The sequence below is a fragment of the Glaesserella australis genome (assembly GCF_003260095.1).
Taxonomy (GTDB): Bacteria; Pseudomonadota; Gammaproteobacteria; order Enterobacterales; family Pasteurellaceae; genus Glaesserella; species Glaesserella australis.
The window spans coordinates 94584-116048 of the sequence record NZ_PTPX01000002.1 but is presented as its reverse complement, the minus strand read 5'-3'; the positions used below and the strand labels follow the sequence as shown (position 1 = coordinate 116048).

Sequence of the window (21465 nt, the reverse complement as noted above, 5' to 3'; positions counted from 1 at the left end):
GTTTCCACCGTTGTTTAACGTCACATTGTTTGAAGTTACACTTGTGAAGCTTACGTTTTCTGCTGTTGCAAACGTAATGTTGGTGCCTTCTTGTTTCGCAATCAAGTTTTTACCTGATTTTAATACAAGCTCACTACCTGCTTTCACTTGTGCGTCTTCTTTACCTTCTTGATCTGCGAACGTGTTTGTGTCGCTACCAATCGTTACGTTAAACGCTGCATTGTTAATTGCATTTACCACTGTAGTTGCATTTAAGAAGCTGTCACCATTTACTGGCGCTGCTACTGTACCATTTGCGTGTACGCCATTTGGTGTTGTGCTATCGCCTAATGTTGTGGTATTCACATTGTAACTTACGTTGAAGGTATCTGGCTGACCATCTTTACCTTGTACTACCGTTACATTTGCTGTTGTACCATTACCATTTACGTAATTCACAGCATCACCTGGGTTAATAACTTGTGCAGTTGGGTTTTCAACTTTGTTGCCATCTGCATCAATTACTGTTGTTGGTTTCGTTGTCCAACCTGAGTTATTGATTGCATCTGCAACTTGATCACCTGTTACAAAGTTAGTTGTACCATTTGCAACACCTGTAGTTGTATTTGAATCTACAGAACCTTTATTTACTGCAATCGTAATTTCACGTACGCCATTGTTAGTTGTACCGGTTACATTAACGCCTTCGCCAATGAATTTAACTTCATTTGCATTTCTCACAGCATCTGAATAGTTGTTACCTGCTGCAGAAACGATCCAACCCATATTTTGTAAATCACGAACGGTTGCCGCTGAGTCTGGTTTTGTTGCATTCACTAAATCAACTAACGTTGTTGTATTTGTGGTTGTGCCATCAGCTGAACCATTTGGTGCTGTACCAATTGTGGTTGTATTTAATGTTGAGCCAACACCCGTAATTTGCGTTGGGTTACCTGCTGTATCTGTGATATTTAACGCTGATTGGTTATCAATCGGGTTACCGCTTGCTGTATTGTTCGCTGCGATACCTTTCTCGTTCACTAAGTTTACAGCATTGTTTCCACCGTTGTTTAACGTCACATTGTTTGAAGTTACGCTTGTGAAGCTTACGTTTTCTGCTGTTGCAAACGTAATGTTGGTACCTTCTTGTTTCGCAATCAAGTTTTTACCTGAAATGAATACAAGCTCACTACCTGCTTTCACTTGTGCATTAGCTTTACCAACTTGGTCTGTGAACGTAGTCGCGTTGCTACCAATCGTTACATTAAATGCTGCATTGTTGATTGCATTTACCACTGTAGTTGCATTTAAGAAGCTGTCGCCATCTACTGGTGCTGCTACTGTACCATTTGCGTGTACGCCATTTGGTGTTGTGTCATCACCTAATGTGGTGGTGTTCACATCATAGCTTACGTTGAAGGTATCTTTACCATCTGCACCTTTCACTACAGTAACATTTGCTGTAGTACCGTTACCGCTCACATAATTTACAGTATCGCCTGGGTTAATCACTTCAGCTGTTGGATTTGCAACTTCTTTACCATCTGTACCAATCACTTTAGTTGGGGTTGTTGTCCAACCTGAGTTATTGATTGCATTTGACACTGTTGTAGCATTAACTAGCTTATTGCCGTCAGTTGTAGCTGGCGTATCAACTTTACCATCTGTGGTTGATAATGTTGTTGTATTAACTAAGTTATTTACTGTTGTTGCATTAACTTCGATTGTAATTTCACGTACACCATCTTTGGTTACGCCCGTTACAGCAACATTATTGCCAATGAATTTAACTTCATTCGCATTTTTCACTGCGTCTGTATAGTTGTTACCTGCTGCAGAAACAACCCAACCCATATTTTGTAAATCACCAACTGTTGCTGCTGAATTTGGGTTTGTTGCATTCGCTAAATCAACTAAAGTTACTGTACTTGGTTTTGTACCATCTACTGAACCATTTGGTGCTGTACCAATTGTGGTTGTATTTAATGTTGAGCCAACACCCGTAATTTGTGTTGGTTTGCCATCTGTACTTGTAATATTTAATGCACTTGTTGGCGCATTGTTATTATTTGTTGCAGGTTTAGCAGCTTCATTAACTAAGTTTACACCACCTGTTGTACCATTTGATAATGTAACTTTATTAAAATCAACTTCTTCTTTAGTTGCGAAAGTGATATTCGAGCCATCTTGTTTTGCAATCAAGTTTTTACCTGATTTTAATACAAGCTCGCTACCTGCTTTCACTTGTGCATTAGCTTTACCATCTTGGTCTGTGAACTCTGTTGTATCGCTTGCGATAGTTACGTTAAACGCCGCATTGTTGATTGCATTTGCTACCGTTGTTGCGTTAACTAATTTATCGCCATCTGTTGGTGTAGCCACAGTGCCATTAGGCTCAATGCTTAATGTTGTGTTAGAAACATCAGGTGTGCTGATCTTAGATAAATCAACATCAACGGTAATTACTGTTTTAGTATCACTTTCTTTTTTCACTTCAACAGTCGTATTTGTACCATTTGTGAAATGTACTTCATTACCAAAGCTTACATTATTCACAACAGAAGTGTTATTACCCACTTTCCAGTAACCTGAATTTACAGCTTTTGCAACATCTTCTGCTGTTACCGCACCAGGGTTAGTTGTATTTGCAACAACAGTACCGTCAGTTGTTGTATTGAAAGTACCTTGAGTAACATTGTAAGTTACATCTACGCCGCCTGTTGTGCCATTTGCTTTATGAGAAACTGTTGCTAAACCACCTGCTAAGAAGTTTGTTTGCGCACCTGGTAATAAAGTAACGTTTTGCCACCATTAGAGGTTACGTTATAGCCTTTCGCAATTTCAGCCGCAACTAAATAAAGTTGTGAACCGTTAATTGCATCGGTTGATGTTTCACTAATACGCCCCGCTGCAACATTAATAATTTGACGCTCAGCGCCTGCTGATCCAACAGAAACAACTGAAGTCGGAGTTGTACCAGCAAATGTACCATAGGTTATACCGCCAACTTTACCTTGAGTTGTTGGGTTAGCTGCAGCAGTTGTTGAACCACTACCTAAAGCAACAGAATTCTCATGAGATGCTACGGCTAAACGTCCCAATGCTGTCGCATTAGTTGCAGTTGCTTGAGCTCCACGAGCTGCTGCAAGAGAGTTCACTCCCGTTGCTTGAGCACGATAACCATTAGCTGTTGCGCCTTCTGCTGTTGCTTGTGCTCCTGTACCTGTTGCCGTAGCTAAATATGCAGCATCAGACTGAGCACCTAAAGCGACACCAAAGTCCCCTGTTGCTTCAGATTGGAAACCAACAGCTGTTGCACGATTACCAGATGATACTGAACTTACCCCCATTGCGCTCGCGCCAGAACGCGATGCATTTGCACTATAACCAAAAGCTACCGAGTTAATATCTGAAGATGTAGCATTGGCTCCCACTGCTGTAGATTGATTTCCGGTTGCTTGAGCATCATAACCCACTGCTGAACTAAAGCGTTCCGTTGCATTTGCTTGCATACCGATAGCGGCAGTATATAGTGCTGTTGCCTCTGCTAAATTACCAAATGCAACTGAACTAATTGTTGCATAAGCATGGTCCCCCACGGCTGTCGCAACACCAACTGGAACATTATCACCGTTATGGGATGTATGGTATCCCTGACGAGAACCTTCTGCATATGCTTGATTACCAATAGCGATTGCACCATTTGCAGACCCCGCCGATACGTTAGCTATTGCATTATGACCAATCGCAATAGCTCCTTCTGCACCAGTTAAAGCATTGCCGATAACAGAAGTATTAAGACCTAAAGCAATAGAACCATCCATTGCTTTTGTGTTATAACCAATAGCAATAGCACCGCCTGTATTTGCTATAGAGTTAGAACTAGTTGCATTATGGCCTACTGCAATACCATTTTGTGATGATGAAGTTGCATTTACCCCAGCCGTTGTAGAATAAGTTGCTGTTGCACCTGCTTTATCAGTAATGTTACCTAAGTTTGTTGTAGCATCACCGGCTGCTTGACTAGCACTTCCATTATTCACATGGAAATACGTTGAAGTATCTGTAGTACCGCCTGTTGCTGTACTTGCAGGCACGCTTAAATCATAAGTTGTAATGCCTGTTGCTGCATTAGTAGTCACTGTAACATTTACAGTTTTGTCATTTGAAGTTACAACAGCTTTCTTCGCAGCTTCAACTGCAACTAAATAAAGCTGTGAACCGTTAATTGCATCTGTAGAAGTTGCAGAAATATTACCTGCTGCAACATTAATAATTTGACGCTCAGCACCTTTTGCACCAACAGAAACAATACCATTTGCAACAGAACCCGGCCCTGCAAATGTGCCATAAGTTACGCCTAATAATGTTGTTGAAGTTTCAGTTGTTGCAGCACGGTCTGTTGAACCTTGACCTAATACCACACTGTTATCTTGTGTTGTGGTTAAGTTACTACCAAATACAAATGTATTTTTGTTTGCCACATTCGCATTCGCACCTAAAGCAACAGAGTAATCACCTGATACAGTGGTCTTATTACCAATAGCAATCGCATCTTTTGCTGAAGATGTTGACTCTGGACCAATTGCAAGCGATCTCTCGCCACCTGCATTTGAACGCCAGCCGTTTGCAATAGCACGGGAACCACTTGCATTCGCACCCGCACCCACTGCCATCGCACGGTTACCTGATGCACTAGATACCGAACCAATTGCAATCGCATTACGGTTAGTTGCCGTAGCTTCAGAACCTAATGCTAATGCTGGTACATTTGACCTACGTTGAACACCTTGAGCGTCATACCAAAGTTCAACTCCATCGGTCGTTAACACGCCATCACTTGCGACTTCTTTTGGATTTAAACCGTTTTCCGTTGTATTAGCATAAGCATAGAAACCAAGAGCAACAGTATTATTACCATAAGCTTCGGCAAGCATACCAATTGCTGTTGATGATTGGCTATGTGCCTTTGTATCTGCACCAACAGCTACACCATTCTCTTGAAAGGTTCTAGAGTTTAAACCGATAGCAACACTCGAATCCAATGCTGCCGCTACGTTAGTACCAATCGCCACACTTGAGTGATCACGAGTAATTGCGTTATGACCAATCGCCACACTACCGCATGTGGTTGTTACATATCCGCCATCACTTACTGATGTACCAAGCGTGACAGCCTGTGCCCCGCCACCAAGCAATGCCGCACCCGCAACACTTAATGCTAAAAGTGCTTTACTTGGTTCAATACGATTATCTGTGCTTGATGATGATTTACCATGTGATTTCGTTAATTCTGATACCACCACAAAGCTTTGTGTCGTATGGCTCCAAATTACTTTAAAGATTTTATTCATTCATGTTTCCTATTTTCGATAAGAAAGAAATTTGTATTAATCATTTTTTCTAGGGACTAGAAAAATTTAGAAAGACAAGGCAAATCCTTATATTGCTTGTCTAGAAACTCAATCTATCTGCAATACAAATAGAATAGCCCCATAAAACTATATAAGAGAACCTTAAAAATAGCAAAGAGAAATACAAGAGATTACATTTTTATACAAAATGTATGATTATTAAGCAAAAAATATGATGAAAGGGGAATGTGATATGTTTAATAAAGATAAAATTTACAAATTATTACATTAAACTGAATTATTACTTTAGCAATGAAAATTTGATCTATAACAAAAAAGGCTCCGCAGTATAGCCATTTAAACAAAATTGTCAATGCTAAAAATTACACGATATTTTGCTATTTATGTAGCAGTTGCACAAAACTCAATAAAACTTGTAGGGGAGAGGGTTATCCCATCCCCTACGCTGTCTAATATCTAAATAAGATGTTTAGGCAAATCCGCCAAACTATCTATCACTTTATCGGCTTTGGCTTCGGCTTCAGGCGTAACGGCTTTGCCAGTTCGCACTAAAATTTTGGTTTTGACTCCAGCATTTTCTGCCGCAAGCAGATCTTCTAATTTATCACCAACCATAATCGATTGAGCAGGATCGATGTTTAAATCTTTGATCGCCTGCAAAAACATACCTGCTTTTGGCTTGCGACAATCGCATTCTTCTTTAAACTCACCTTTGCCTTCGGGGTGGTGCGGGCAGTAATAAATGCCGTCTAATACGACGCCATAATCTTCATCTAATGACCAATCCATCCATTCGGTAAGCTGATGAAACTGTGCTTCGGTAAAATAACCTCGGGCAATGCCTGACTGATTGGTGACTAATACAAGTAAATAGCCTTTATCCTGTAGTTGTTTTAACGCTTTGCCCACGCCGTCGATAAATTGGAAATCGTCAATTTGATGCACATAGCCGTGGTCGATATTGATTGTGCCGTCTCGGTCTAAAAAAATCGCTTTGTTTGCCATATCTTTACCCTTTTAGATAATCGACAATCAGTTGATGATGTTGAGATGTTTTGAATTTGTCAAAAACGGCTTCAATCACACCTCTTTCATTAATTAAAAAACTGATGCGATGAATGCCGTCGTAGGTTTTGCCTAAGAATTTTTTCTCTCCCCATACGCCAAAGGCAATGGCAATTTGGTGATCGGGATCGGAAAGTAAGGTGAAGTTAAGGGCTTTTTTCTCGATAAACTGCGCTAATTTTTTTGGTTGATCAGGGCTGATACCTAATACAACAACATTGAGTTCATCTAGCTCACTTTTGCTATCTCTTAAGCCACAAGCCTGTGTAGTACAACCTGGGGTTAAGGCTTTGGGGTAAAAATAGACCAGTACTTTTTTTCCTTGAAATTGAGATAATGAGACGGGATTTTCATTCTGATCTAAAAGGGTAAATTGCGGGGCTTGCTCCCCGACTTTTAAATAATTCATTTGCAAAATTCCTATAAAAATAGACCGCTTGTATATTACCATATTTCATTATGCCCCGCACGGCGAGATATGCCCCGTACAGCGAGATATGCCCCGCACGGCAAGCCGTACGGGGTTACTCATAAGTCAGCGCCGCTGGCGCTGGGGGATTTTTGTGTGCTTCCGCATGCGCCCCGCACGGCAAGCCGTACGGGGTTACACATAAGTCAGCGCCGCTGGCGCTGGGGGAGTTTTGTTTTGTAATGCCCGCCCTACTCGGTTAAAAATCCTTCTAACAGCTCATTTAGGAATAATTTGCCGTGTTGGGTAATTTGCCAATTTGTTTGTGTTTCGGTGATGAAATTTTTGCTTAATGCCCATTCCATCGTTGGCTGAACCACCTTTCTGTCTAAACCCGTATAGGCTTCAAATTCGGCTTTCGGTGTGGCTTCGAGCAGGCGGAAGCGGTTCATAAAAAATTCAAAAGGTCTGTCCACAAGCTCAATCAACTCTTGTTGATAAAGATATTCGCCACGCATATAGCCTTTCGGGTGTTTGGTTTTGCTAAAGCGATAAATGTCGCCCGTTGGGTAGCTGATTTTGCCGTGTGCGCCACAGCCAATGGCTAAATAGTCGCCAAATCGCCAGTAGTTTAAGTTATGCTGACATTGATAACCTTTTTTCGCATAGGCTGATGTTTCGTACTGTTCGTAGCCTGCTTGGGTTAAAAGCTGATGCCCTTGCTCAAAGATGTCCCAGAGTTCGTCATCATCGGGCAAGGTCGGCTGGCGATAGTAGAACATGGTATTTGGCTCAATGGTGAGCTGATACCACGATAAATGTGGCGGATTTAACGCAATTCCTTGGCGTAAATCGTCTAAGGCTTGTGAAACCGATTGATTCGGCAGCCCATGCATGAGATCGATATTGAAACTATTTAGCCCGAAATCTGCAGAATTTTGGGCAAATCTGACCGCTTGAATTGCTTCTAGGTTGTCGTGAATACGCCCAAGTTTGAGCAGTTTTTCAGGCTCAAAACTTTGTATGCCCATTGATATGCGGTTCACTCCGCCTTGTGCATAGCCAATAAAGCGTTCTGCTTCCGCAGTGCCGGGGTTGGCTTCAAGGGTAATTTCACAATGTGGTATGAAATCAATTCGTTTGCGAATTTCAGCCAGTAAATAGCCAATGCCTTCTGCTGAAAATAGGCTCGGTGTGCCGCCTCCAATAAAAATGGAGTGGATTTTGCGATCTATAATGGCTGTTTTGTAGCGTTGTAGATCCTGTTCTAAATCTTTTAAGAGATGTTGGATATAGTCATGTTCAGGAATCTCGCCTTTTTGGGCGTGAGAGTTGAAATCGCAATAAGGGCATTTTTGTACACACCATGGAATATGGATGTAAAGGCTAAGTGGGGGAAGAGTTAGGTTCACGGTGGTTTTTGGGTTAGTAAATTTTATCTCGGATACTTTTATCTGGATATGTTTTAAAAATCTCAGAAATTAGTTGACGATTTTGGTGAGTATTTCGGCTAATAATGGCATTCATTTTCCCAAAACGGAAGCCAATAATAGTCGCTATTTTAGGGTTTACGTAGCTATCTAATTTATAGTAAACGATAATCTGTCTGTTATAGACACCACGTTTACGAAATAACTTATTTTTAGCATAGACAACGCCAGCTAAAGGAAAACCAAGCAAACTACTTTGTATATTGGATTGAGAATGAGATGACAATAATCCAATAAAAATAAAGTGCAATAGCGAATTATTGAATTGAATGTTGATCATCTAAGAGTTCCCAAGCACGTTGATCACCTTGTGCTAAACGTTCTGCCATCTGATGAAAAGTCTCATTAGAGATATTTCCTTGATAAGCGTTCGGTTGAAACTGCTCAATCATTTGGATTTCATCATCACTCCATTGTTCATCTTCTTTATGGATAATAAAATCAGTATCAACAATAACTCTTGGCATATATACTCCCAAACAGTGGATAATCAATTTATTATCCACTGTTTTATTCATATTGTCTATCTACTAATTTCTATCCCTAGCACGCTTGCGCGTACTAGGTTAAGCATAAGTGAGCAGCTCCGCTGCTCTACTTAATCACAAGGCACAATCTTGATTGCTAATCCGCCTGTTGATGTTTCACGGTATTTCGCATTCATGTCTTTGCCTGTTTCGTACATGGTTTCGATCACTTTGTCTAGGGTGACGCGTGGTTGGGTGGTTCGACGTAATGCCATGCGGCTGGCGTTGATTGCTTTAACCGATGCGATGGCGTTGCGTTCAATACAAGGCACTTGCACTTGTCCGCCAACAGGGTCACAGGTGAGGCCTAAGTTATGCTCCATGGCAATTTCAGCTGCCATACAGACTTGATCTGGCGTGCCACCCATGATTTCCGCAAGCCCTGCCGCCGCCATAGAACAAGCGACACCCACTTCACCTTGGCAGCCCACTTCCGCACCTGAAATAGAGGCATTCATTTTGTAAAGTGAACCAATCACACTTGCCGCTAATAAATAACGTTCCGTGGTTTCTTGGGTTAATTCGCCGACAAATTGACGGTAATAGGCTAATACGGCAGGGACGATTCCACAAGCGCCGTTTGTCGGCGCAGTAACCACTCTACCTCCTGCGGCATTTTCTTCGTTTACCGCTAAAGCATACATGTTGATCCAATCAATAATTTGCATTGGGTCATTGTTCAGTTTATTAGTCGCTTCAAGCGTTCGACGTAGTGAAGGCGCTCGGCGTACGACTTTTAACGGACCAGGCAATAACCCTTCGGTATGTAGCCCGTGTTCAATACACTCATCCATGGTTTGCCAAATTTTAGCAAGGTAGTCGCTAATCTCTTGTTTTGAGCGCAGTGCCAATTCATTTTTCCAAACAAGGCTAGAAATCGGTAATCCTTGCGCTTTGCAATGACGTAAAATGTCTTCTGCATTCTTATAAGGGAAAGGTACTTCCACTTGGCTGTTTTTTACATTGTCAAAATTTTCATCATCAACGATAAAACCACCACCAATAGAATAGTAGGTTTTGCTCAAGATTAATTGACCTTGCGAGAAAGCATTAAATGTCACCCCATTTTCATGACGTGGCAAGAAATCGTAATGGAATGGCATATCTGCAAAAAAATCAAAAATGATGGTTTTGCTATGCTCTGGCTGTGCTTCTGCTACAACAAGTTGTTGATGTTGTTTTACATCCGCAACCACTGATTCAATGCGTTCAATATCCACATTATCTGGCAAGTAACCCATTAATCCCATGACAATGGCAATATCTGTGCTATGTCCACGCCCTGTTAAAGCTAACGAGCCATAGACATCGACTTGTAAGCGGTCAGTTTCTGCCAATTTTTTGCAAGCAATTAAATGGTCAATAAATTCTTTACCCGCTTTCATCGGGCCTACAGTGTGGGAGCTCGACGGACCGATTCCCACTTTAAACATATCAAATACACTAATCATTATATCCACACTTATTAAACAAATTCCCCCTAACCACAGTGGTAGGGGGAAGAAAAAGTTCGGCTATTGTAACGTTTTTAGAATAATCCGTACACTATTGCTGAAATGGCAATTAGCCCCATCACTACCACAAAAATATTACTAAACTTGCCTTTGAATTTTTGTAATGCTGGTACAGTATGAATCGCATACATTGGCATGATAAACAAAATCATCGCAATGACTGGTCCACCAAGACTTTCAATAAAGCCTAAGATACTTGGATTTAATGTCGCTACAATCCATAAGGTGATTAAAAATACCACAGCGGTGATTTTTCTGAATTTCGCAGGTTCAATAGGTTCTTTACGCATTTGGTTAATTAAGCCCTCTAAGCCTTCACGTGCGCCAAGGTAGTGACCAAAGAATGAACTTGCAATCGCGAAGAATGCAACTAATGGACCAAAGTAAGAGATAATTGGGTTATCAAATTTGTTCGCAAGGTAAGACAAAATAGAGATATTTTGTGCTTTAGCTTGGAGTAATTCTTCAGGTGTTAAAGTCAATACGCAGCTAAAGACAAAGAACATTACAAATAAGACTAAAATCATCGCCGTAGAGCGTAATACGCTACTTGACTGTTTATCTGTTATTTCAGGATCTTGGTAGAATTTTTGTTGTGAAAGTGCAAAAGACGAAATCGCTGGCGAATGGTTAAACGCAAAGACTAACACAGGAATAGTCAACCATAATGTGGCTAAGAAATCGCTCGCTTGTGGTACTTGGCTAAGCGCTGCACCATTCCACTCTGGAATTAAATAGATAGATAAACCGAATAAAATCGCCACGAGTGGATAAACTAAATAAGTCGTGATTTTTAGCATCATCTCTTCATTCAATAACATAACGCCAATCATAATCGCAATAAGAATGAATGAAAGGATCACTCTTGGTGGTGCTGCTATTTGTAATTGATTTTCTAAGAACGACGTTACTGTATTGGTAATACCCACACCATAAATTAATAAAATAGGAAAAATCGCTAAAAAGTAAAGTAAGGTAATTAATTTGCCAGCGCCGTCACCAAAATGTTCACGCACCACATTAGTGATATCGCTGCCTGGTGTTTTTGATGATAGCACAAAACGGGCAAGCCCTCGGTGTGCTAAATAAGTCATTGGACCGACTAAAATGGTCATCACCACGAGTGGTAAAAAGCCACCCATACCTGCATTAATTGGTAAGAAAAGTACGCCTGCACCTACTGCAGTACCAAATAAATTGAGTACCCAAGTGAGTGAAAAACGTTTTGAAGATTTAAGATCCATAGATTCTCCTGAATTATTCATTATGATATTTGAAGATTTGAAGACCAAACAATGCAAACATAAACTCTAAGCCATCAAATCGCGCGCGATCTTAGCTCTTTTGTTGAGAAATACAATAAAGAAATGTCAAAATTGTGATCTATGTAAAGAAATGAAAAATAAAAATAGGTAATATGAGCAAATGTTGACTAAAAACAAGGTTTAATGTTCGGAAAAGAAGATAGTCAGTAAAATAAAACTGGCAGATTTACGATATTATTTCGTTGCAAATCTGCCCGCTTTATAACTAAGCCCTACGCCACGTCGTGCCATTCGCTCCGTCTTCTAACACAATACCCATTGCGGTAAGCTTATTGCGTGCTTCATCGGCGGCTGCCCAATTTTTACTGGCTCTAGCTTCGTTGCGTTGTTTAATCAATGCTTCAATTTCTGCCACTTCATCATTGTCGGCATCGCCTTGTAAGAAAGTTTCAGGATCTTGCTCTAACAAGCCTAATACACCAGCCAGCTGTTTTAAACGAGCTGCCAATTTATTGGCTTCCGACTGATTTTCAGCTTTGAGTTTGTTGATTTCACGAGCTAACTCAAACAACACCGCTAACGCTCCTGGTGTGTTGAAATCATCATCCATTGCCTCTTTGAAAGCGGTGACATATTGGTCGTTTTCTGCAATTTCAACCGTCCAATCGCAACCACGCAATGCGGTATATAAACGCTCTAACGCCTTGCGAGCCAAGCCGATATTCTCTTCGCTGTAATCCAACAAACTGCGATATTGTGCGGTTAGGAAGAAGTAACGCACGCTTTCGCAATCGTATTTGTTCAAAATATCACGAATGGTGAAGAAGTTATTTAATGATTTTGACATCTTCTCTTCGTTAATCGTGAGCATTCCCGTGTGTAGCCAATAATTGACATAGTCATCGCCGTGGGCGCAACAAGATTGAGCGATTTCGTTTTCGTGGTGGGGGAACATCAAGTCAGAGCCACCGCCGTGAATATCAAAATGGTTGCCTAACTCTTTGCTGTTCATCGCTGAACATTCGATATGCCAACCTGGGCGACCTTTACCCCACGGGCTTTCCCAGATTGGTTCGTTCTCTTTTGACATCTTCCATAGCACAAAGTCCATCGGGTTGCGTTTAACCGATTTAATCTCAACCCTTGCCCCTGCTTGCAACTGCTCAAGGTTTTGGCGAGATAAAGCCCCATATTTTTGGAACGACTCCACGTTAAACATCACATCGCCGTCCTCCGCCACATAAGCGTGTCCTTTTGCCAACAATTTTTCCACAATCGCAATGATTTCAGGGATATGTTGGGTCGCACGTGGTTCAACATCAGGGCGAAGAATGTTTAGGGCATCAAAATCTTTGTGCATTTCGGCAATCATACGCTCGACCAACTGATCGCAAGTTTCGTTATTTTCCAGTGAACGTTTGATAATTTTATCGTCCACATCGGTGATGTTCCGCACATAACGCAAATTGTAGCCAAGATAGCGAAGATAACGGGCGATCACATCAAAAGAAACAAAAGTCCGCCCGTGCCCAAAGTGACAGAGATCGTAAACCGTGACACCACAGACATACATTCCAACATGGTCTGGATTGATAGGTTTAAATTCTTCTTTTTCACGTTTTAGGGTGTTATAAATTTTGAGCATAGGGTCCTCTTGTTTTAGGTATTTTGTCTTATTTTACACAGCTCCAAAGGAGCTGACTTATGCTTAACCTAGTACGGCTATGCCGTGCTAGGCAGACAAAATTCTAACAAACAAGCGGTCGGTTTTGGGAAAAATTTTGCAATTTCTGTCAAACTTTTTAATAATAGCTCACCAAATTTCCCACAATCCCAATAAGGAACAACAAATGGTTACATTACACACCAACTTTGGCGATATTAAAATCGCTCTAAACTTTGAAAAAGCACCTATTACCGCTGAAAATTTTGAGACCTATTGCAAAGATGGTTTCTATAACAACACGATTTTCCACCGTGTGATTGATGGCTTTATGATTCAAGGTGGTGGCATGGAAGTGGGTATGATTGAAAAAAATACCCGTGCGCCTATTCAAAATGAAGCAAGCAATGGTTTAAGCAATAAACGTGGCACCATTGCTATGGCTCGTACTTCTGATCCACACTCTGCTTCTGCACAATTCTTTATCAATGTCGCTGACAATACATTCTTAGATTACCGTTCAAAAGAGATGTTTGGTAAAACCGTCGTTCAAGAATGGGGCTATGCAGTATTTGGCGAAGTAGTTGAAGGTATGGACGTAGTAGATAAAATCAAAGTAGTTAAAACGGGCAACAAAGGCTTCCACCAAGATGTGCCGAAAGAAGATGTGGTAATTACATCTGTGACAGTTGAATAAGTAAGATTGTAAAATTTAACGACAATCCTACCGCTTGTAAAAGCAAAATCCCCGAAGCTTAACGATTCGGGGATTTTTTATCTGGCGGCTCTTAATTAGATTACACCTTGCTCCAACATTGCTGTTGCCACTTTTTTGAAGCCTGCAATGTTCGCACCGTTTACATAGTTCACATAGCCATTGCCTTCTGAACCATTTTCTACACAGTTTTGGTGGATATTTTCCATAATGCCGAATAAGCGTTGATCTACTTCTTCACGGCTCCAAGATAAGCGGATTGAGTTTTGGCTCATCTCTAAGCCTGAAGTTGCTACACCACCTGCGTTTGATGCTTTGCCTGGAGCATAAAGAATTTTTGCATCTGTAAATACTTCCACTGCACCTAATGTAGATGGCATATTTGCGCCTTCTGCCACACATACACAACCGTTTTTAAGTAAGGTTTTCGCATCTTCAGTGTCTAATTCGTTTTGGGTTGCACAAGGTAATGCAACGTGGCACACCACACCCCAAGGTTTTTGACCTTCAAAATATTCTAAACCTTGTTCTTTGGCATATACAGATAAACGTTCACGACGTTCATTTTTTAATTCTAATAAGGCAGCCAATTGCTCTTCAGTCATACCGCTTGCAGGGAACAATACATAGCCGTTTGAGTCTGAAACCGTTAATACACGACCGCCTTTTTGGATCACTTTTTCGGCAGCATATTGTGCTACGTTACCTGATCCTGAAATTACCACGCCTTTACCTTCGATAGATTGACCACGGGTATTTAACATTGATTCTGCAAAGTAAACCGTGCCGTAACCTGTTGCTTCTGGACGAATTAAGCTACCGCCCCAAGTTAAACTTTTACCCGTTAAGACAGAAGTAAATTCGTTGCGTAATTTTTTGTATTGACCAAACATATAGCCGATTTCACGACCGCCTACGCCGATGTCGCCTGCTGGCACGTCAGTATCTGCACCGATATGGCGGAATAATTCGCTCATAAAGGCTTGGCAAAAACGCATCACTTCAGCGTCAGATTTACCTTTTGGATCGAAGTCTGAACCGCCTTTACCGCCGCCCATTGGTAATGTGGTTAACGCATTTTTGAACACTTGTTCAAAGGCTAAGAATTTTAATACGCCTAAATCAACCGTTGGGTGAAAACGGATGCCGCCTTTGTAAGGACCAATCGCCGAGTTCATTTGCACACGATAACCACGGTTTACTTGTACTTGACCTTTATCATCAACCCAAGTCACACGGAAAGTAATCACACGTTCAGGCTCTACAATACGCTCTAACAGACCTTGTTGGGTATATTTTGGATTTTTAGCAAGGAAAGGCGCAAGGCTGCCAAACACTTCTTCAACAGCTTGGTGGAATGGCGCTTGGTTAGGATCACGTTGTTTGATTTTTTGGAAAAGGGCGTTTAAATCGCTCATAGTTAGCTCCGTTATAAATTAAAAGTAGATGTTGTGTTTGAATGGTTCGGAGTCTAACAGGCAAATTTCAATTTGCAAAGAGAAAATATAAAAAATTTTATTACAACAATAAAAAAAACTAATCCACAGATGAAATGTTGTTCTTTTTCTCGATTTATCAAGAGAAATACAGGCATTCTTTCGCTATAAAGCACAATTTTGGGCTAAAATAGGTTATCGAAATGATTCATCATAAAGGCAAGCTATGAGTAACGTTGATCAACAAGAAATTGCAAAATTTGAAAAAATGGCAAAAACCTGGTGGGATCCAAATGGGGATTTCAAACCGATTCATCTACTAAACCCATTAAGATTAGCTTATATCAATGAAAAAGCGGGCGGTTTATTTGGTAAAAAGGTGTTAGACGTTGGCTGTGGCGGTGGCATTTTAAGTGAGTCAATGGCTCGTTGTGGTGCAAAAGTCACGGGGATTGATATGACAACAGAACCCTTGCACATAGCCAAACAACACGCCGAACAAAGCGGTTTAGACATTAATTACCAACAGACCACAATTGAAAATTTTTTGCAAAATCAGACCGCTTGTAACGCAGAAAAATTTGACGTCATTACCTGTATGGAAATGTTAGAACACGTTCCAGACCCGCTTTCTATTATTCAAAGTTGCCAAGCCTTGCTCAAACCTGATGGCATTCTCTTTTTCTCAACCATTAACCGCACCTTAAAGGCTTATATGTTGGTCATTATCGGGGCGGAATATGTGTTAAAAATGTTGCCAAAAGGCACACATGAATTTGAGAAATTTATCAAACCTGCGGAGTTGTTAGCGTGGTGTGATCAAGCTCATTTAAGCTGTCATGAAATGGTTGGCTATCACTTTAATCCCATCACAGAAAAGTTTTGGTTAAATAAAGATGTCAGTTGTAACTATATTGCGGCATTACAACATTCAAAATAAATGGTTTGCGGACACACGCTGTGTGTCCCTGCAAATTTTATCGACTTAGTGTCACTGGCAACATTAAAGTATCCAATACAAAACTTAATGGCAAATCAATCACTGCCAGTACACTGAATACACCACCCTCTTGAATCGCTCGGAAATCCTTACTGACACCAGCATAAACAGAATAATCGCTCTCTGCAAGGCTTGTGATTGTGCCACAAGCGGTCAGATTGAGTGTAAAAAATGCAATAAAAAGGGATCTTCCTATCTGTTTTTTCATTTTTCTTCCCAAATGCCTAGCACGCTGTCGCATACTAGGTTAAGCATAAGTGAGTAGCTCTGCTACTCTTCTAATATAGCTCTGGAAGAGCTAACTTATAAGTAACCTAGTACGACTATGCCGTGTTAGGAGATTAAACATCTGAGCTTTGATTGTTTTTTACACGCCAGATGTCAATAATACGTAATTAACGTATATCATACCGAATAATTGACAAAAACCGATCCATTTCTTTGCAAAATGCATTATATTACCGCCTTAACTATTTCAAAAATTGAGGAAACGATATGCAAACTTATAATATTGCCGTATTAAGCGGTGACGGGATTGGTCCTGAAATTATGGCGCAAGCGATCAAAGTGCTTGATGCTGTTCAGCAAAAACATGGTTTTAAACTTAATTACAACTACTACGATATTGGCGGTATTGCCATTGACAATCACGGCAAAGCGTTACCTGAAAGTACCTTAAAAGGTTGTGAAGCCGCCGATGCGATTTTATTTGGCTCTGTCGGTGGTCCAAAATGGGAGCATTTGCCACCAAACGGCCAGCCAGAGCGTGGTGCATTGTTACCGTTACGTAAACACTTTGCCCTTTTCTGTAACCTTCGTCCTGCCACCCTTTATAAAGGCTTAGAGCAGTTCTGTCCATTACGAGCAGATATTGCAGCAAAAGGTTTTGATATGGTGACAGTCCGTGAATTAACGGGCGGTATCTATTTCGGTCAGCCAAAAGGTCGTGAAGGTGAAGGCGCAAATGAAAAAGCCTTTGATACAGAAGTGTATCACCGTTATGAAATCGAACGTATCGCCAAAGTCGCCTTTGAAACCGCAATGAAACGCACCAAGCACGTAACTTCAGTCGATAAAGCTAACGTATTGATGAGTTCAATTTTATGGCGTGAAACGGTAAACGAAGTCGCAAAACAGTATCCTGAAGTGAAACTGGATCATATCTACATCGACAACGCAACAATGCAGTTGATTAAACAGCCTGATTTCTTTGATGTGTTGCTTTGCTCAAATATCTTTGGCGATATTATTTCTGACGAATGTGCGATGATCACAGGCTCAATGGGTATGTTACCGTCGGCAAGTCTTAACGAAAAAGGCTTTGGCTTGTATGAACCAGCGGGTGGATCTGCACCAGATATTGCAGGGAAAAATATTGCCAACCCGATCGCTCAAATTCTGTCGGCCGCAATGATGTTACGTTATAGCTTCGGTTTAGAAGATGCAGCAAAATCTATTGAAAATGCTGTTCAAAAAGTGTTAGCTGATGGCTATCGCACAGCCGACCTTGCTGATAAATCAACACCACTTTCAACGTCTGAAATGGGTGATTTGATTACCAAAAATATCTAATTTAACAAACAAGCGGTCACTTTGACCGCTTGTTTTACATCACCATATTGCCATTATCAATCCGATACACCTGATCAAACTTCGTCAATCCATTTAATCTATGGGTAATCATCAATAAGGTTTTGCCTTCAGTATGCTCCAAAATAAGATTTAGCATCTGCTGTTCTGTCTCGCGGTCAAGCGCTTCTGTCGGTTCATCAAGTAAGATAATTTCCGCATCGCTCAGTAGCAAGCGAGCCAATCCCAAACGGCGCTGTTCCCCGCCAGATAAAGGTCGCCCACCATCGCCTAACCAAAGATCTAGCCCGTTTTCTTCCAACAAATAACCTAAATTCACTTGATGTAACACTGTCATTAATGCTTCATCGGTTGCTTGCGGATTGCCGAATAACAAGTTTTCACGCAAACTATTGCTGAAAATATGCACACGTTGCGTTAAGGTCGCAATATGATTACGTAAAGTCATTTCAGGGTAATCACTGATTTTGCAAGAATTTAGCCAAATCTCACCGCTTGTTGCGTCGTAATTACGTGTCAAAAGCTGAAAAATCGTCGATTTTCCACTGCCCGTTTTACCCAGTAAAGCGACTCGTTGCCCCGCTTGAATCTCAAAAGAGATGCCTTTTAGCACTTGTTCATCACGTTGTGGATAGCTGAAATGCACATTTTGAAAGCGAACAAGCGGTTGGTTTGGCGCAATATTTTTCCATGTGGCTGAACCTTGAAATTGGACTGTAGGTTGCTGTTCAATGATGTCACTGATTCGCTCTGCCGATGCAATCACTTGCCCTAAATGCAAAAATGCCATACCAATAGGCGATAAAATTTCTAAAGACGCCAAAACACAAAATACCACCAAGGCGATTAATGCTTCAGGATTCTCTGCGCTAGGTACATGAATTGCCGTCGCCGAGAGATAGATAACCACACAAACTAACAGACCATTTGCAATAATTAATAGTGCATTGGATAAGCCGCCTAATTGACTTTCTTGGCTTTGTGCATTTAGCCATTGTTGTTCTGTCTGCTTTAATCGACTCGTTGCTTTTTCCTGTACGCCAAAGAGTAGAAACTCTGCATTGAGCTGAATCCATTCGATAAATTGACTGCGATAATTAGCTCGGGACAACACCGCTGTTTTACCCAATTTTCGTCCTAAATGATAGAATAGTGTAGGGAAAATAAGCAATAATGCCACTAAAGTACCACAAATAATCAACGCAAGTAATGGAGAAATAAACGACAGACCGATTCCCATAAAGAGAATGATCATCACCGCACTGATAAAAGGTGAAAGTAAGTTGAGATAAAGCGTATCAAGGGTATCCACATCTGCCACTAAGCGATTGAGCAGTTCACTATGACGATAACGACTTAATCCCGCAGGGCTAAGGGGAATCAGTTTGCTAAATACAGCGACTCTTAAATTCGCGAGAACTCGGAAAGTCGCATCATGCGTTACTAAGCGTTCAAAATAACGAGAGATCGTCCGACCGATCGCTAAACCACGCACCCCTGAAGATGGGTAAAAGAAGTTAAAGAGCAAGCTTGAGCCAACCAAGGCTGAAGCGGCTAAAAACCAACCTGATAGACTTAATAAACCAATGCTGGCGGCAAGGCTGGTAATCGCTAAAATAATGCCGAGCGTTAATCGCCCTAAATGATGACGATATAAAGAGAGAAAAGGAAAAAGCGTACGCATCATGTTATTGATTTCCTAATAATTCTGCAAAAAAGCCTTGTAATGCGAGTTCAGTAAAAGTACCACGTTGAATAATCTGTCCTTGTTTCATCACCCAAATTTCATCGCAGGCTTTTAGATCTTCGACACGATGGGTAATCATTAATGTCGTTTGTTCGTGGCTTAAATGATGTAATGCGTTTAATACTTGATTTTCGGATTGTAAATCGAGACTTGCCGTCGGCTCATCAAGTAATAACAACTGATATTGACGCAATAAGGCACGAGCAATAGCAATACGTTGCGCTTGACCGCCCGAAAGCCCCATATTGCCATCTTGAACTTCACTGTCTAACCCAAGTCGATAGACAAATTCATCGGCTTTTGAGACAGCTAAAGCTTCTTTTAATGCACTGTCAGAGGCTTGTGGGTTGCCTAATAAAATATTTTCACGCAAGGTCCCACGCATCAGCTGTGGATTTTGCCCCACCCAAGCTAACTTAGCTCGCCACTGCGCCATATCTAGCTCTCGTAACTCAACGCCATTCACCGTTACGCTACCTTGATAAGATAAAAAGCCCAACAACATATTCATTAAAGAACTTTTGCCTGCGCCACTTTGCCCGACTAATGCGATATGTTGATTCGGTTTAATTTCAAAATTTAATGCTTCTGTTAAAGGTTTACCCTGTGGCGATAAGATCACACAATCTTTAGCGCTAATTTCAAGCGCCTGCTGCGGTAAAGATTGTGTGCCTTTTGCTTGAGCAAGCACATCTTCGCTTAAGAAATTTTCAAGGCTATCCGCCGCGCCAATGGCTGCCGCTTTATCATGATAATAAACCCCTAGCTCTCTTAAAGGTTGGTAGAACTCTGGGGCTAGCATTAAGCAAAAGAAGCCGATAAAGAGTGTAACAGGCAGATCATAAGATCCAAAGCTAATATCACCTAAATAGGTAAAGCCAAAATAGACCGCCATCACCGCAATGGAAATTGCCGTGAAAAACTCCAGTACCGCAGATGAAAGGAACGCCATTTTCAACACGTCCATGGTACTGTGGCGAAACTCTTCAGTTCGTTGGTAAATTTGCTCTGTCTGTTTTTGTGCTTGCCCAAATAAACGGATCGTTTCTAAGCCTTTTAAACTATCAAGAAACTGCCCACTTAAACGTGAAAGTACGCCGATATTTTTTTGATTCGCTTCAGCTGCTTTCATCCCAGCAAGCGCCATAAAAATTGGCAATAGCGGCAATGTGGCAAACAAAATTAACCCTGCCGCCCAATTCAGCGGAAATACCGCACATAAAATGACAAGCGGTACGATTAAGGACAAATATTGCTGTGGCAAATAACGTGCATAGAAATTGTGGAGATTTTCAACTTGTTCCAACATTAACGTCGCCCAACTTCCTGCTGGGCGTTGTTGAATCGTCATCGGGCCAATTTGTGCCAATTTATGCATAACCTGCTCACGCAGATGTAAACGTAGCATTTGCCCCGCTTTAAACCCTGTCCGCTCTCTTAGCCAAAGCAAAATCGCTCTGCCAATAAAGCAGAGCAACAATAACCCCAAGTGTGCGATAAACTCGCTAGGTGAACGCTTTTCTACAATCATACTGTGCAGTATGGTGGCTAATAAGCCCATTTGTGCAACCAATAAAATAGCACTGACCGAGCCAAGTAAGACATTAAGATACATCCATTTTTTGATGGTTTTTTGTTGTTGACGCAACCATTTCTGTAATTGTTTTTGTCTCTGTTTTTCCACGTTTAA

17 protein-coding genes are annotated in these 21465 nt (G+C 41.1%); 3 read left to right on the top strand and 14 right to left on the bottom strand.

Annotated features, from left to right (window positions below; genetic code table 11):
* From C5N92_RS11195 to cysS, 10 genes are all read right to left on the bottom strand, one after another.
* Window positions 1-2556: beta strand repeat-containing protein (locus C5N92_RS11195; RefSeq protein ID WP_425454605.1), on the bottom strand; the 2556-nt coding region annotated here is incomplete at its 3' end.
* A gap of 185 nt (window positions 2557-2741) precedes the next feature.
* A complete protein-coding gene (locus C5N92_RS01345) occupies window positions 2742-5333 on the bottom strand; it encodes an ESPR-type extended signal peptide-containing protein (protein ID WP_111749086.1) in 2592 nt (863 codons plus the stop codon).
* Window positions 5334-5810: 477 nt separating this feature from the next.
* Window positions 5811-6359: a D-glycero-beta-D-manno-heptose 1,7-bisphosphate 7-phosphatase gene (gene gmhB / locus C5N92_RS01340; RefSeq protein WP_111749085.1), complete on the bottom strand. Its 549-nt coding sequence runs from the start codon at window positions 6357-6359 to the stop codon at window positions 5811-5813.
* A 4-nt stretch (window positions 6360-6363) separates the two neighbouring features.
* A complete protein-coding gene (gene bcp / locus C5N92_RS01335) occupies window positions 6364-6828 on the bottom strand; it encodes a thioredoxin-dependent thiol peroxidase (protein WP_111749084.1) in 465 nt (154 codons plus the stop codon).
* A gap of 251 nt (window positions 6829-7079) precedes the next feature.
* Window positions 7080-8240 carry a radical SAM family heme chaperone HemW gene (hemW, locus tag C5N92_RS01330; RefSeq protein ID WP_111749083.1) on the bottom strand — a complete coding sequence of 387 codons (1161 nt, stop codon included), beginning with the start codon at window positions 8238-8240 and terminating at the stop codon, window positions 7080-7082.
* A 13-nt stretch (window positions 8241-8253) separates the two neighbouring features.
* Entirely contained in the window at window positions 8254-8598 is a 345-nt protein-coding gene (locus tag C5N92_RS01325) for a hypothetical protein (protein ID WP_111749082.1), read from the bottom strand.
* Window positions 8576-8785, bottom strand: a complete 210-nt coding sequence (locus C5N92_RS01320; protein ID WP_111749081.1) for a hypothetical protein — start codon at window positions 8783-8785, stop codon at window positions 8576-8578. The genes C5N92_RS01325 and C5N92_RS01320 overlap by 23 nt, the downstream gene beginning before the upstream one ends.
* Before the next feature lie 131 nt (window positions 8786-8916).
* Entirely contained in the window at window positions 8917-10296 is a 1380-nt protein-coding gene (locus tag C5N92_RS01315) for an L-serine ammonia-lyase (protein ID WP_111749080.1), read from the bottom strand.
* Window positions 10297-10373: 77 nt separating this feature from the next.
* A complete protein-coding gene (locus tag C5N92_RS01310; protein ID WP_369828939.1) occupies window positions 10374-11624 on the bottom strand; it encodes a serine/threonine transporter in 1251 nt (416 codons plus the stop codon).
* A gap of 265 nt (window positions 11625-11889) precedes the next feature.
* Window positions 11890-13269 carry a cysteine--tRNA ligase gene (cysS, locus tag C5N92_RS01305; protein ID WP_111749078.1) on the bottom strand — a complete coding sequence of 460 codons (1380 nt, stop codon included), beginning with the start codon at window positions 13267-13269 and terminating at the stop codon, window positions 11890-11892.
* Window positions 13270-13474: 205 nt separating this feature from the next.
* Here cysS and C5N92_RS01300 point away from each other — a divergent pair, with 205 nt between their 5' ends.
* Window positions 13475-13984 (top strand): peptidylprolyl isomerase, encoded by a 510-nt coding sequence (locus C5N92_RS01300; protein ID WP_111749077.1) that lies wholly within the window; start codon window positions 13475-13477, stop codon window positions 13982-13984.
* 95 nt (window positions 13985-14079) lie between these two features.
* On the opposite strand, the gene gdhA is transcribed toward C5N92_RS01300, so the two are convergent.
* The gene (gene gdhA / locus C5N92_RS01295) at window positions 14080-15420 is read right to left on the bottom strand and encodes an NADP-specific glutamate dehydrogenase (RefSeq protein ID WP_111749076.1); all 1341 of its coding nucleotides are present in this window, start codon (window positions 15418-15420) and stop codon (window positions 14080-14082) included.
* Between the two features lie 244 nt (window positions 15421-15664).
* On the opposite strand from gdhA, the gene ubiG reads away from it, so the two are divergent.
* On the top strand, window positions 15665-16378 hold the full coding sequence (gene ubiG, locus C5N92_RS01290) for a bifunctional 2-polyprenyl-6-hydroxyphenol methylase/3-demethylubiquinol 3-O-methyltransferase UbiG (RefSeq protein WP_111749075.1): 714 nt from the start codon (window positions 15665-15667) through the stop codon (window positions 16376-16378).
* A gap of 37 nt (window positions 16379-16415) precedes the next feature.
* On the opposite strand, the gene C5N92_RS01285 is transcribed toward ubiG, so the two are convergent.
* Window positions 16416-16646: a YceK/YidQ family lipoprotein gene (locus tag C5N92_RS01285; protein WP_111749074.1), complete on the bottom strand. Its 231-nt coding sequence runs from the start codon at window positions 16644-16646 to the stop codon at window positions 16416-16418.
* Between the two features lie 287 nt (window positions 16647-16933).
* Between C5N92_RS01285 and leuB the strand changes: the two genes are divergently transcribed.
* Entirely contained in the window at window positions 16934-18010 is a 1077-nt protein-coding gene (gene leuB, locus C5N92_RS01280; RefSeq protein ID WP_111749073.1) for a 3-isopropylmalate dehydrogenase, read from the top strand.
* A gap of 34 nt (window positions 18011-18044) precedes the next feature.
* On the opposite strand, the gene cydC is transcribed toward leuB, so the two are convergent.
* The gene (gene cydC, locus C5N92_RS01275; protein ID WP_111749205.1) at window positions 18045-19712 is read right to left on the bottom strand and encodes a heme ABC transporter ATP-binding protein/permease CydC; all 1668 of its coding nucleotides are present in this window, start codon (window positions 19710-19712) and stop codon (window positions 18045-18047) included.
* A gap of 4 nt (window positions 19713-19716) precedes the next feature.
* Window positions 19717-21459, bottom strand: coding sequence for a heme ABC transporter permease/ATP-binding protein CydD (gene cydD, locus C5N92_RS01270; protein ID WP_111749204.1), 1743 nt, complete (start codon window positions 21457-21459; stop codon window positions 19717-19719).
* Between the last annotated feature and the right edge of the window lie 6 nt (window positions 21460-21465).

What these genes read in the sequence shown, in the direction of transcription:
- C5N92_RS01345 (WP_111749086.1), bottom strand. Translation starts at nt 5,333, where the DNA reads ATGAATAAAATCTTTAAAGTAATTTGGAGCCATACGACACAAAGCTTT.
- gmhB (WP_111749085.1), bottom strand. Translation starts at nt 6,359, where the DNA reads ATGGCAAACAAAGCGATTTTTTTAGACCGAGACGGCACAATCAATATC.
- bcp (WP_111749084.1), bottom strand. Translation starts at nt 6,828, where the DNA reads ATGAATTATTTAAAAGTCGGGGAGCAAGCCCCGCAATTTACCCTTTTA.
- C5N92_RS01325 (WP_111749082.1), bottom strand. Translation starts at nt 8,598, where the DNA reads ATGATCAACATTCAATTCAATAATTCGCTATTGCACTTTATTTTTATT.
- C5N92_RS01320 (WP_111749081.1), bottom strand. Translation starts at nt 8,785, where the DNA reads ATGCCAAGAGTTATTGTTGATACTGATTTTATTATCCATAAAGAAGAT.
- C5N92_RS01315 (WP_111749080.1), bottom strand. Translation starts at nt 10,296, where the DNA reads ATGATTAGTGTATTTGATATGTTTAAAGTGGGAATCGGTCCGTCGAGC.
- C5N92_RS01310 (WP_369828939.1), bottom strand. Translation starts at nt 11,624, where the DNA reads ATGAATAATTCAGGAGAATCTATGGATCTTAAATCTTCAAAACGTTTT.
- cysS (WP_111749078.1), bottom strand. Translation starts at nt 13,269, where the DNA reads ATGCTCAAAATTTATAACACCCTAAAACGTGAAAAAGAAGAATTTAAA.
- C5N92_RS01300 (WP_111749077.1), top strand. Translation starts at nt 13,475, where the DNA reads ATGGTTACATTACACACCAACTTTGGCGATATTAAAATCGCTCTAAAC.
- gdhA (WP_111749076.1), bottom strand. Translation starts at nt 15,420, where the DNA reads ATGAGCGATTTAAACGCCCTTTTCCAAAAAATCAAACAACGTGATCCT.
- ubiG (WP_111749075.1), top strand. Translation starts at nt 15,665, where the DNA reads ATGAGTAACGTTGATCAACAAGAAATTGCAAAATTTGAAAAAATGGCA.
- C5N92_RS01285 (WP_111749074.1), bottom strand. Translation starts at nt 16,646, where the DNA reads ATGAAAAAACAGATAGGAAGATCCCTTTTTATTGCATTTTTTACACTC.
- leuB (WP_111749073.1), top strand. Translation starts at nt 16,934, where the DNA reads ATGCAAACTTATAATATTGCCGTATTAAGCGGTGACGGGATTGGTCCT.
- cydC (WP_111749205.1), bottom strand. Translation starts at nt 19,712, where the DNA reads ATGCGTACGCTTTTTCCTTTTCTCTCTTTATATCGTCATCATTTAGGG.